Genomic DNA, 11,101 nt, shown 5'->3' with positions numbered 1-11,101 from the left:
CGACCGTCCGACCCGCGCGGACCGCGGCGGCGACGCTCCGGCTGTGACCGAGGCGCCGGCCGGCGGCGACACCGCGCAGGCCGTCACCCCGGCAGAGACCCAGGAGGGCTGACCCCATGTTGATGCCGCGTCGCGTCAAGCACCGCAAGCAGCACCACCCGAAGCGTCGGGGTGCGGCCAAGGGTGGCACCACGCTCGCGTTCGGTGAGTTCGGTATCCAGGCCATCGAGGGTCACTACGTGACCAACCGCCAGATCGAGTCCGCACGTATCGCCATGACCCGTCACATCAAGCGTGGCGGCAAGGTGTGGATCAACATCTACCCGGACCGTCCCCTGACGAAGAAGCCGGCCGAGACCCGGATGGGTTCCGGTAAGGGTTCGCCGGAGTGGTGGATCGCCAACGTCAAGCCCGGTCGCGTCATGTTCGAGCTGTCCGGTGTGTCCGAGGACGTCGCCCGCGAGGCGATGCGCCGGGCCATCCACAAGCTGCCCATGAAGTGCCGCTTCATCACCCGAGAGGCTGGTGAGTTCTGATGAGCCAGAGCCTGAAGGCGTTCGAGCTCGACGAGCTCAACGACGTCGACCTCGAGGCCAAGCTGCGCGAGGCCAAGGAGGAGCTGTTCAACCTGCGGTTCCAGGCGGCCACCGGTCAGCTTGAGAGCCACGGTCGGCTCCGCACGGTCAAGAAGGACATCGCCCGGATCTACACCGTGGTGCGCGAGCGCGAGCTCGGCATCCGCACTGCGCCGGGCGCCGAGGAGAGTGAGAAGTGATGGCCGAGGAGACCGAGACCAAGGTCGACCGCAACGCCCGCAAGACCCGTGAGGGCCTGGTGGTCAGCGACAAGATGGACAAGACCGTGGTCGTGTCCGTCGAGGACCGCGTGAAGCACCCGCTGTACGGCAAGGTCCTGCGTCGCACGAGCCGACTGAAGGCTCACGACGAGCAGAACGACTGCGGCGTCGGCGACCGGGTCCTGATCATGGAGACCCGCCCGCTGTCGGCGACCAAGCGCTGGCGCGTGGTGGAGATCCTCGAGCGCGCGAAGTAAGCCCCCGGGCGAAGCCCGAAAGTTCGGCACATCGTTCGGCCAGGCTCGTCGCCCGCTGAGGCGGCGAGAACCGGCACGACATAGGAGAAACTGATGATTCAGCAGGAGTCGCGACTCAAGGTCGCCGACAACACCGGTGCGAAGGAGATCCTCTGCATCCGCGTGCTCGGCGGCTCCGGTCGTCGCTACGCCGGGATCGGCGACACGATCGTCGCCACCGTCAAGGACGCGATCCCCGGTGGCAACGTCAAGAAGGGTGACGTCGTCAAGGCCGTCATCGTGCGCACCGTCAAGGAGCGCCGTCGGCCCGACGGGTCCTACATCCGCTTCGACGAGAACGCCGCCGTGATCCTCAAGAACGACGGCGAGCCGCGCGGTACCCGCATCTTCGGCCCGGTGGGCCGCGAGCTGCGGGAGAAGAAGTTCATGAAGATCATCTCGCTGGCGCCGGAGGTGCTGTGATGGCTGTCCGCAAGAAGTCCGAGCAGGTTCGCAAGAAGCCCAACCTGCACGTGAAGAAGGGCGACACCGTCAAGGTCATCGCCGGCAAGGACAAGGGCGCCGAGGGCAAGATCATCAAGGTGATCCGCGAGGAGCAGCGCGTGATCGTCGAGGGCGTCAACCGGATCAAGAAGCACACCAAGGTCGTCGACCAGGGCGGTCGCGCCGGCAACACTGGCGGGATCATCACCACCGAGGCCCCCATTCACGTGTCCAACGTGATGCTGGTCGAGGACGACGGCGTGACCAAGGTCGGCTACAAGCGGGTCGAGGTGACCAAGCGTCGCCCTGACGGCTCGGAGTACACCTCGACGCGCAGCGTCCGTATCTCCCGCAAGTCCGGGAAGGAGATCTAAAGTGTCCGAGAGCACTGTCGATGTGGCCGAGAAGGTCACCCCCCGGCTCAAGACGAAGTACCGCGAGGAGATCCTCCCGGCCCTGCGGACCGAGTTCGAGATCCCCAACGTCATGCAGGTCCCCGGTCTGGTGAAGATCGTGGTCAACATGGGCGTCGGCGAGGCTGCGCGTGACTCGAAGCTGATCGAGGGCGCGATCCGCGACCTCACCGCGATCACCGGCCAGAAGCCGGCCGTGACCAAGGCCCGCAAGTCCATTGCGCAGTTCAAGCTGCGCGAGGGCATGCCGATCGGCACCCACGTCACGCTCCGCGGCGACCGCATGTGGGAGTTCCTCGACCGCCTGCTGTCCCTGGCCCTTCCGCGAATCCGCGACTTCCGCGGTCTCTCGCCGAAGCAGTTCGACGGCCGCGGCAACTACACCTTCGGTCTGACCGAGCAGGTCATGTTCCACGAGATCGACCAGGACAAGGTCGATCGTCAGCGGGGCATGGACATCACCATCGTCACCACGGCGACCAACGACGAGCAGGGACGGGCGCTGTTGAAGCAGCTCGGCTTCCCGTTCGCGGAGCGGTAAGGAGAACTCACATGGCGAAGACTGCGCTCAAGGTCAAGGCCGCCCGTAAGCCCAAGTTCGCGGTTCGGGGCTACACCCGCTGCCAGCGGTGCGGCCGTCCCAAGGCGGTCTACCGCAAGTTCGGCCTGTGCCGGATCTGCCTGCGGGAGATGGCCCACCGCGGCGAGCTGCCCGGCGTCACCAAGTCCTCCTGGTGATCAGGACCTCACTCAAGTTTCAGTACAACCGCTGAAGGTCCGTCGCTCGACGAGCAGGCGGAAACCACAGCAGAAGGAAACACATCATGACGATGACTGACCCGATCGCAGACATGCTCACGCGTCTGCGCAACGCCAACCAGGCGTACCACGACGCTGTGACGATGCCGTACAGCAAGCTCAAGGAAGGCGTCGCGGAGATCCTCAAGCAGGAGGGTTACATCACCTCCTTCAGCGTGGCCGACAACGAGAACGGCGTCGGCCGCCTGCTGACCATCACGCTCAAGTACGGCCGCAACCGCGAGCGCTCGATCGCCGGCGTGCGTCGCATCAGCAAGCCCGGCCTGCGCGTCTACGCGAAGAGCACCGGGCTCCCCAAGGTCCTCGGTGGCCTCGGCGTCGCGATCATCTCGACGAGCCAGGGGCTGCTGACCGACCGCCAGGCCAACCAGAAGGGCGTGGGTGGGGAAGTCCTCGCCTACGTCTGGTGACAAGGGAAAGGAGAGAGAAGAATGTCGCGCATCGGCAAGCTCCCCGTCCCGGTCCCCGCGGGCGTGGATGTCCAGATCGACGGAGCCACCGTCACGGTCAAGGGTCCCAAGGGCACCCTCAGCCACACCGTGGTTCCCCCGATCACCGTCGAGAAGGGTGACGGCGTCCTCGACGTCCAGCGCCCCGACGATGAGCGGGTCTCCAAGTCGCTCCACGGCCTGTCCCGCACGCTGATCAACAACATGGTCGTCGGTGTCACCGAGGGCTACGAGAAGAAGCTCGAGATCGTGGGCGTCGGCTACCGCGTCCTGTCCAAGGGCCCGACCCAGCTGGAGTTCCAGCTCGGCTACTCGCACCCGATCATCTTCGACGCTCCCGAGGGCATCACCTTCCAGGTGGACGGCCCCACGAAGCTCGGAGTGCAGGGCATCGACAAGCAGCTGGTCGGCGAGGTCGCCGCCAACATCCGGAAGCTGCGCAAGCCCGAGCCGTACAAGGGCAAGGGTGTCCGGTACTCCGGCGAGCACGTCCGCCGCAAGGTCGGAAAGGCTGGTAAGTGACCATGGCGATCACCCTCAAGCACAAGCGGAACCTCTCGACGCGCGCGTCCTCGCGACTGCGTCGCCAGGTCCGTGGTCGCAAGAAGATCTCCGGCACCGCCGAGCGTCCGCGCCTGGTGGTCACCCGGTCGTCCAAGCACATCACCGCCCAGGTCGTCGACGACCTGGTCGGCAAGACCCTGGCGTCTGCCTCGACCCTCGAGGGCGATCTTCGCTCGTTCGAGGGCGACAAGACCGCCAAGGCCAAGAAGGTCGGCGAGCTGGTCGCTGCCCGCGCCAAGGAGAACGGCGTGGAGTCGGTCGTCTTCGACCGGTCCGGCAACAAGTATCACGGTCGCATCGCGGCCCTGGCAGATGGCGCCCGCGAGGGCGGCCTGACCTTCTGACCGCGAACAGGACTGAGGAGAAATCATGAGCGGACCCCAGCGCGGACAGCGTTCGGGCGGCGACCGTGGCGGCCGTGGTGGCCGTGACGGCGGCCGCGGCGGCGCCGACAAGAGCCAGTACGTCGAGCGAGTTGTCGCCATCAACCGCGTCGCGAAGGTCGTGAAGGGCGGTCGACGCTTCAGCTTCACCGCCCTCGTGGTCGTCGGTGACGGCGACGGTCTGGTCGGCGTCGGCTACGGCAAGGCCAAGGAGGTGCCTGCGGCGATCGCCAAGGGCGTCGAGGAGGCGAAGAAGAACTTCTTCCGCGTCCCCCGTATCCAGGGCACCATCCCCCACCCGGTCCAGGGCGAGAAGGCTGCCGGAGTCGTGTTCCTGCGGCCGGCCGCCCCCGGTACCGGTGTCATCGCCGGTGGCCCGGTGCGCGCCGTCTTGGAGTGCGCCGGCATCCACGACGTGCTCAGCAAGTCGCTGGGCTCGTCGAACCAGATCAACATCGTGCACGCGACCGTCGCGGCGCTCCAGATGCTGGAGCAGCCGGAGGCCGTGGCCGCGCGTCGTGGTCTGCCCGTCGAGCACGTCGCCCCGGCGGCACTGCTCAAGGCCAAGGCCGAGGGTGAGGCCGCTGCGGCCGCCGCCAAGGGTGGCCCCGAGGCGGTGACGGTCTGATGGCACAGCTGAAGGTCCAGCAGACCAAGTCGAAGATCGGCACGAAGGCCAACCAGCGCGAGACCCTGCGCAGCCTTGGCCTGAAGCGGATCGGCGACGTCGTGATCAAGGAGGACCGTCCCGAGATCCGGGGCATGGTCCACACCGTCCGTCACCTGGTGACGGTCGAGGTCGTCGGAGGCGAGTGACAATGACGCTGAAGCTCCACCACCTGCGCCCTGCCCCGGGTGCCAAGACCGCCAAGACCCGTGTGGGTCGCGGTGAGGGCTCCAAGGGCAAGACCGCCGGCCGTGGCACCAAGGGCACGAAGGCCCGCTACCAGGTGCCGGTCGCGTTCGAGGGTGGCCAGATGCCGCTGCACATGCGGCTCCCGAAGCTGAAGGGCTTCCGGAACCCGTTCAAGGTGACCTTCCAGGTCGTCAATCTCGACAAGATCAACGAGCTCTTCCCCGATGGTGGCGATGTCACCCCGGAGACGCTCGTCGCCCGTGGCGCCGTGCGCAAGGGCCAGCCCGTCAAGGTGCTGGGCCAGGGTGAGCTCTCGGTCAAGGTCTCCGTGAGCGCGAACGCGTTCTCGACCTCGGCCAAGGAGAAGATCGAAGGCGCTGGCGGGACCGTCACGGTCCTGTGAGTGCCTGAACGTGAGGGGCGCGGCGACCGGCAGCAGCCGGCGGCCGCGCCCCTCACGGTTCCGGTCCCACATCGTCACCAGCCGTCACGGACTGCCTGTTAGGCTTCCGGCGGCCGCTCGGCCAGATCGGGCCCGCTCCCGTGCCGTCCCCCAGGATGCGGCCACCAGTAGGAAAGAGGACTGAGTGCTCAGCGCGTTCGTGAACGCCTTCCGGACTCCGGACCTGCGGCGCAAGCTGCTGTTCGTCTTGATGATCATCGTCATCTTCCGGGCCGGCTCGCAGATTCCAGCTCCGGGCGTGCATGTCGCCAACGTCGAGCGGTGCATCGACGTCGTCCAGGGTGGCGAGAACGCCAGCCTGTACAGCCTGGTGAACCTGTTCTCCGGCGGTGCCCTGCTCCAGCTGACCGTGTTCGCGCTCGGCATCATGCCGTACATCACCGCGAGCATCATCCTGCAGCTGCTCGTCGTGGTGATCCCGCGGCTGGAGGCCCTCAAGAAGGAGGGTCAGGCCGGCCAGACGAAGATCACGCAGTACACCCGGTACCTCACGCTGGGCCTCGCCGTGCTCCAGGCGACTGGCATCGTCGCCCTGGCGCGCACCGGCAACCTGCTGCAGGGCTGTGACAACACGCAGTTCCCCCTGCTGCACAGTGACGACACCAAGACGTTCCTCGTCCTGGTCGTGACCATGACGGCCGGCACCGCGGTGATCATGTGGCTCGGTGAGCTGATCACCGAGCGCGGCATCGGCAACGGTATGTCGATCCTGATCTTCACCCAGGTCGTGGCGACGTTCCCCGCGTCGCTGTGGCAGGTCAAGATCAGCCAGGGCTGGTGGACGTTCGGCATCGTGATCGCGATCGGTCTCGTCATCGTCGGGGCGGTCATCTTCATCGAGCAGGCGCAGCGCCGGATCCCGGTGCAGTACGCCCGCCGGATGGTGGGCCGCAAGATGTTCGGCGGCAGCTCCACCTACATCCCGCTGAAGGTCAACCAGGCCGGCATCATCCCCGTCATCTTCGCCTCCTCGCTGCTCTACCTGCCGGCGATGGCGGTGCAGTTCAACCAGAACGACCCGAACCGGTTCATCCGCCTGGTCAACGAGTACCTCGTCGACCAGGGGCACCCAATCCACATGGCCGCCTACTTCGGCCTGATCATCTTCTTCACCTACTTCTACGTGTCGATCACCTTCAACCCGCAAGAGGTGGCCGACAACATGAAGAAGTACGGCGGCTTCATCCCCGGAATCCGGGCGGGCAAGCCGACCCAGGACTACCTGTCCTACGTCCTTTCCCGCATCACCCTGCCGGGCGCTCTCTACCTTGGTGTGATCTCGCTCGTGCCGCTGATCGCGTTCGTGCTGATCGACGCCAACCAGAACTTCCCGTTCGGTGGTACGTCCATCCTGATCATGGTCGGTGTCGCCCTCGACACGGTGAAGCAGATCGAGAGCCAGCTCCAGCAGCGCAACTACGAAGGATTCCTGCGGTAGCGCTATGCGTCTTCTCATCATGGGCCCCCCTGGGGCCGGCAAGGGCACCCAGGCGACGGCCGTCGCCGAGCACTTCGGCGTCCCGGCGATCTCGACCGGCGACATCTTCCGGGCCAACGTCGCGCAGGGCACGCCGCTCGGCGTCGAGGCCAAGCGCTACATGGACGCCGGGGAGTACGTCCCCGACGCGGTCACCAACAACATGGTGCGCAACCGGATCGCCGAGGCGGACGCCCAGGACGGCTTCCTCCTCGACGGATACCCGCGCACGGTCGCGCAGGTCGAGGAGCTCGACGCCATGATCGCGGCGACCGGCCACCGGCTCGACGCCGTCCTCTGCCTGACGGTGGACCAGGAGGCGGTCGTCGAGCGGCTCCTCAGGCGCGCCGAGATCGAGGGTCGTGCCGACGACACCGAGGACGTCATCCGCCGCCGCCTGGAGGTCTACGCCGAGGAGACCGAGCCGCTGATCGCGGTGTACGCGACCCGCGGCCTCGTGGTCGAGGTCGACGGCATGGGAGAGATCGACGAGGTCCAGCAACGGATCTTCGCCGCGCTCGACTCCGTGCCCCAGAGCTGACCGCCGCCCGCGTGCTGTTCGGCGACCACCGGCTCGAGATCAAGAGCCTGGAGCAGGTCCGCGCGATGCGCGTGGCCGGCCTGGTCGTCGGTCGCACGCTCGAGCGGCTCCGTGCCGCCGTACGGCCCGGGGTGACCACGGCGTACCTCGACGCCCTGGCGGAGGAGACCATCCGCGACCAGGGTGCGGTCCCGTCGTTCCTCGGGTACGGCGAGCCGCCCTTCCCCGGCAGCATCTGCACCTCCGTGAACGACCAGGTCGTGCATGGCATCCCGGGAGCCCAGGTGCTCGCCGAGGGCGACCTGGTCTCCATCGACTGCGGCGCCATCGTCGACGGGTGGCACGGCGACGCCGCGATCACGGTCGCGGTCGGCGAGGTCCGCCCGGACGTGGCCGAGCTGATGCGGGTCACCGAGGAGTCGCTGTGGCGGGGCCTGGCGTCCGCTCGGCTCGGCGGGCGGGTCGGGGACATCTCGCACGCGATCGAGTCCTACGTCAACGACCAGGCCGACGGCACCGAGTACGGGATCGTCGAGGGCTACACCGGCCACGGCATCGGGAGCTCGATGCACATGGAGCCGGACGTGCCGAACTACGGCCGCGCAGGCAGGGGGCCTCGGCTCAAGCCCGGGCTGGCGCTGGCCGTGGAGCCGATGGTCACGCTCGGCACGTTCGAGACCGACGTGGCCAACGACCAGTGGACGGTGGTCACCTCGGACGGGTCGTGGGCCGCGCACTACGAGCACACCTTCGCGCTCACCGAGAACGGCGCCTGGGTCCTCACCGCCGAGGACGGCGGCCGCGCCCGGCTGGCCGAGCTCGGCGCGCCGTACGGGGGCGAGGACTAGGCTGAGCCACGTGGCGCGGGAACCGATCACCCCTGCAGCCCTGGCCGCTCGTCCGCTGCTCTTCGCCTCCGGCGAGGAGGCGTACGTCGCCAGCCGGGTCCTGCGCACCTGGGAGACCCCGGACGGTGCCGACCGCGCGTGGGCGGACGCGATCGTCGCGGCCCTGGCGCCCGGTGAGAGGGCGCTGGCGGCGCTGTCCTTCGCGCCCGGTGCGCCGGGGCTGGCGCACCAGGTGATCGGGTCCGAGCACGCCCTCCGACGCCCCGCCGGCTCCCGCGCCGGCGCCGAGCGGACCTACCAGGTCACCGAGTTCCCTGCGGCCGAGGAGTACGCAGGCATGGTCGAGGCCGCGCTGGCCAAGATCGAGGACGGCACCCTCCGCAAGGTGGTGTTGGGACGCTGCCTCGACGTGGTGAGCGACCCGCCCCTGGCGCCCGCCGAGATCATCGACCGGCTGCTGGTCACCCGCCCCGGCCGCTACGTGTTCAGCATCCCCCTGATCGGCGCGGACGCCGAGGACGGTCCCGACGGTGGCCCGGTACTGCTCGGCGCCAGCCCCGAGCTGCTGGTGAGGCGCGAGGGCACCCTGATCACGTGCACCCCGTTGGCCGGGTCGGTGCCGCGCTCGGAGGACCCCGCGGAGGACGATCGCCGGGCCCGCGCCCTGCTCGACTCGGCGAAGGACCTCGCGGAGCACGCCTTCGTCGTCGATGCGATCGTGCACGCCCTGAAGGAGGTCTGTGTCGAGGTCGAGCACCCGGCGGCGCCGGAGCTGCTGTCCACCGACACCGTCTGGCACCTCGCCTCGCCGATCCGGGCCCGCCTCGCCGCAGGTGAGGAGGGCCTGAGCGCGCTCCACCTCGCCCAGCTGCTGCACCCCACGCCGGCGGTCGGCGGAGTGCCGACCGCGGCGGCCAACCAGGTGATCGCCGATCTCGAGGGCGACCTGCGCGACTACTTCGCCGGCTGCGTCGGGTGGGTCGACGGCGAGGGCAACGGCGAGTTCGCCGTGACCATCCGCGCCGCGGTGATCGACGGCAACCGGCTGCGGCTCTTCGCAGGCGCCGGCATCGTCGCCGGCTCCGACCCGGCCTCGGAGGTGCGTGAGACCGGCGCCAAGCTCGCCACGATGTCGCGGGTGACCGGCCTGCCCTGAGCCGATTCGGGCCCCGCAGGGGAGCCATGGGAGGATGTGGCCACCAGAGGGGAGTACTCCTTCGCTGCGGGCTCGTCATCACGAGCGGACGACGACGTCCGTTCCGGTCCCGCAGGTCGCAGCCCGACGAGGCAGGCGGCGGAAGAGACCTCGGGCGATCCTCCTACCCTCACGAAGGAACTCTGCCTGTGGACGTCACCACCCTGGAATGGGCCATCACCATCGCCGCCACCGTCGGCGTACTGCTCTTCGACGTCGCGGTCATCGCGCGCGACCCGCACGAGCCGACGATGAAGGAGTGCGCCGTCGCGCTGACGTTCTACGTCGGTGCGGCAGTCGCGTTCGGCCTCTTCATCCTGCTCCATCACGGCACCGCCTACGGCGTGGAGTTCTACACCGGGTGGCTGACGGAGTACTCGCTCTCCATCGACAACCTGTTCGTCTTCATCATCTTGATGGCGGCGCTCAAGGTGCCGCGGAAGTACCAGCAGGAGGCTCTGCTCGTCGGCATCGTGCTGGCGCTGGTGTTCCGTGGCATCTTCATCGCCCTCGGCTACGCCCTGATCCAGAACTTCAGCTGGGTCTTCTACATCTTCGGCGCCTTCCTCGTGTACACCGCGTTCAAGCTCGTGAAGTCCTACGGCAGCCACGAGGACGAGCACCCCGAGGACAACGCGGTCGTGAAGTTCGCCCGCACCCACATGCGGGTCGGCGAGGCGTACCACGGCCTGAAGCTCTGGTACCACGAGAACGGCGTCCGCTTCGTCTCGCCGATGGTCATCGTGATCATCGCGCTGGGCGTGACCGACATCCTGTTCGCGCTCGACTCGATCCCGGCGATCTTCGGCATCACCCAGGAGCCGTACCTCGTCTTCACCGCGAACGTGTTCGCCCTGATGGGCCTGCGGCAGCTCTACTTCCTACTCGGCGGGCTGCTCCAGAAGCTGGTCTACCTCTCGCTCGGTCTGGCGTTCATCCTCGCCTTCATCGGCGTCAAGCTGGTGCTGCACGCGCTGCACGAGAACGAGCTGCCCTTCATCAACGACGGGCACCACGTCACCGCCGCGCCGGACATCTCGTCGCTGTTCAGCCTGGGCGTGATCATCGTGACCCTGGTGGTCACGGCGGTCGGCAGCCTGTGGAGCTCGAGTCGCGGCGCCAAGGCCCACGTGCCGGAGCTGGAGATGGACGAGGTCGACGACACCGCGGGTCCCGACTGGCGCTGATCGCCTAGGGTTCCGACGTGGACCGACTCCAGGTGCAGTGGGCGGGCACGACCAGGACGTTCGACGGTCCCCGGGTCGTGATCGGCCGTGAGCTCGACTGCGACGTCCCGGTCACCGACGCGCGGGCGTCGCGCCACCACGCGTTCGTCCAGGTCGAGGGCGAGACCTGGGTCGTCGTCGACGCGAGCAGCAACGGCACCTTCGTCGCCGGCCAACAGATCACCCGGCTGCCGCTGAGGGGCGGCCCGGTGAGCCTGCACCTCGGGGGACCGGTGGGGGAGCCGGTCGTGGTGACGGTCCTGACCGCCCCGCAGGCGCCGGGCCCACCGACACCCGCCCCTCCGGTCCAGGCGTCGGCGCCGCACCAGGC

General features: G+C 68.1%; 19 protein-coding genes. All 19 read left to right on the top strand.

Going from position 1 to position 11,101, the window contains the following annotated elements; genetic code table 11:
• Nucleotides 1-116 precede the first annotated feature (116 nt).
• Nucleotides 117-536, top strand: coding sequence for a 50S ribosomal protein L16 (gene rplP, locus E7Z54_RS19790; RefSeq protein ID WP_136436438.1), 420 nt, complete (start codon nucleotides 117-119; stop codon nucleotides 534-536).
• Nucleotides 536-775 carry a 50S ribosomal protein L29 gene (rpmC, locus tag E7Z54_RS19785; RefSeq protein WP_136436437.1) on the top strand — a complete coding sequence of 80 codons (240 nt, stop codon included), beginning with the start codon at nucleotides 536-538 and terminating at the stop codon, nucleotides 773-775. Before rplP ends, rpmC begins: the two co-directional genes overlap by 1 nt.
• Complete coding sequence (rpsQ, locus tag E7Z54_RS19780; protein ID WP_136436436.1) at nucleotides 775-1,053, top strand: 30S ribosomal protein S17; 279 nt, start codon at nucleotides 775-777, stop codon at nucleotides 1,051-1,053. Before rpmC ends, rpsQ begins: the two co-directional genes overlap by 1 nt.
• 93 nt (nucleotides 1,054-1,146) lie before the next feature.
• Complete coding sequence (gene rplN / locus E7Z54_RS19775; RefSeq protein ID WP_136436435.1) at nucleotides 1,147-1,515, top strand: 50S ribosomal protein L14; 369 nt, start codon at nucleotides 1,147-1,149, stop codon at nucleotides 1,513-1,515.
• Nucleotides 1,515-1,910: a 50S ribosomal protein L24 gene (gene rplX, locus E7Z54_RS19770; RefSeq protein ID WP_240769800.1), complete on the top strand. Its 396-nt coding sequence runs from the start codon at nucleotides 1,515-1,517 to the stop codon at nucleotides 1,908-1,910. The genes rplN and rplX overlap by 1 nt, the downstream gene beginning before the upstream one ends.
• 1 nt (nucleotide 1,911) lies before the next feature.
• Nucleotides 1,912-2,490 carry a 50S ribosomal protein L5 gene (gene rplE / locus E7Z54_RS19765; RefSeq protein ID WP_240769799.1) on the top strand — a complete coding sequence of 193 codons (579 nt, stop codon included), beginning with the start codon at nucleotides 1,912-1,914 and terminating at the stop codon, nucleotides 2,488-2,490.
• 11 nt (nucleotides 2,491-2,501) lie between these two features.
• On the top strand, nucleotides 2,502-2,687 hold the full coding sequence (locus E7Z54_RS19760) for a type Z 30S ribosomal protein S14 (protein WP_011757321.1): 186 nt from the start codon (nucleotides 2,502-2,504) through the stop codon (nucleotides 2,685-2,687).
• Between the two features lie 86 nt (nucleotides 2,688-2,773).
• Nucleotides 2,774-3,178 carry a 30S ribosomal protein S8 gene (gene rpsH, locus E7Z54_RS19755; RefSeq protein WP_136436434.1) on the top strand — a complete coding sequence of 135 codons (405 nt, stop codon included), beginning with the start codon at nucleotides 2,774-2,776 and terminating at the stop codon, nucleotides 3,176-3,178.
• A 21-nt stretch (nucleotides 3,179-3,199) separates the two neighbouring features.
• Nucleotides 3,200-3,739 (top strand): 50S ribosomal protein L6, encoded by a 540-nt coding sequence (rplF, locus tag E7Z54_RS19750; RefSeq protein WP_136436433.1) that lies wholly within the window; start codon nucleotides 3,200-3,202, stop codon nucleotides 3,737-3,739.
• A gap of 2 nt (nucleotides 3,740-3,741) precedes the next feature.
• Nucleotides 3,742-4,125 (top strand): 50S ribosomal protein L18, encoded by a 384-nt coding sequence (rplR, locus tag E7Z54_RS19745; RefSeq protein ID WP_136436432.1) that lies wholly within the window; start codon nucleotides 3,742-3,744, stop codon nucleotides 4,123-4,125.
• Between the two features lie 25 nt (nucleotides 4,126-4,150).
• Nucleotides 4,151-4,792 carry a 30S ribosomal protein S5 gene (gene rpsE / locus E7Z54_RS19740; protein ID WP_136436431.1) on the top strand — a complete coding sequence of 214 codons (642 nt, stop codon included), beginning with the start codon at nucleotides 4,151-4,153 and terminating at the stop codon, nucleotides 4,790-4,792.
• Nucleotides 4,792-4,980, top strand: coding sequence for a 50S ribosomal protein L30 (gene rpmD / locus E7Z54_RS19735; protein WP_136436430.1), 189 nt, complete (start codon nucleotides 4,792-4,794; stop codon nucleotides 4,978-4,980). The genes rpsE and rpmD overlap by 1 nt, the downstream gene beginning before the upstream one ends.
• A gap of 2 nt (nucleotides 4,981-4,982) precedes the next feature.
• Nucleotides 4,983-5,423, top strand: a complete 441-nt coding sequence (gene rplO, locus E7Z54_RS19730) for a 50S ribosomal protein L15 (protein ID WP_136436429.1) — start codon at nucleotides 4,983-4,985, stop codon at nucleotides 5,421-5,423.
• A 184-nt stretch (nucleotides 5,424-5,607) separates the two neighbouring features.
• Nucleotides 5,608-6,921, top strand: coding sequence for a preprotein translocase subunit SecY (gene secY, locus E7Z54_RS19725; protein WP_136436428.1), 1,314 nt, complete (start codon nucleotides 5,608-5,610; stop codon nucleotides 6,919-6,921).
• Between the two features lie 4 nt (nucleotides 6,922-6,925).
• On the top strand, nucleotides 6,926-7,501 hold the full coding sequence (locus E7Z54_RS19720) for an adenylate kinase (protein WP_136436427.1): 576 nt from the start codon (nucleotides 6,926-6,928) through the stop codon (nucleotides 7,499-7,501).
• A gap of 14 nt (nucleotides 7,502-7,515) precedes the next feature.
• Nucleotides 7,516-8,349 carry a type I methionyl aminopeptidase gene (gene map / locus E7Z54_RS19715; RefSeq protein ID WP_206056419.1) on the top strand — a complete coding sequence of 278 codons (834 nt, stop codon included), beginning with the start codon at nucleotides 7,516-7,518 and terminating at the stop codon, nucleotides 8,347-8,349.
• Between the two features lie 10 nt (nucleotides 8,350-8,359).
• The gene (locus E7Z54_RS19710; protein WP_136436425.1) at nucleotides 8,360-9,505 is read left to right on the top strand and encodes an isochorismate synthase; all 1,146 of its coding nucleotides are present in this window, start codon (nucleotides 8,360-8,362) and stop codon (nucleotides 9,503-9,505) included.
• Nucleotides 9,506-9,693: 188 nt separating this feature from the next.
• Nucleotides 9,694-10,731, top strand: coding sequence for a TerC family protein (locus E7Z54_RS19705; protein ID WP_136436424.1), 1,038 nt, complete (start codon nucleotides 9,694-9,696; stop codon nucleotides 10,729-10,731).
• 17 nt (nucleotides 10,732-10,748) lie between these two features.
• Nucleotides 10,749-11,101 (top strand): FHA domain-containing protein (locus tag E7Z54_RS19700; protein WP_136436423.1); only part of this gene is annotated, 353 nt, incomplete at its 3' end.

It is taken from the genome of Nocardioides sp. (assembly GCF_004803405.1).
GTDB lineage: Bacteria > Actinomycetota > Actinomycetes > Propionibacteriales > Nocardioidaceae > Nocardioides > Nocardioides vastitatis.
Note: the sequence above shows the minus strand (reverse complement) of the source record. Positions and strands in the feature narration are given on the sequence as shown.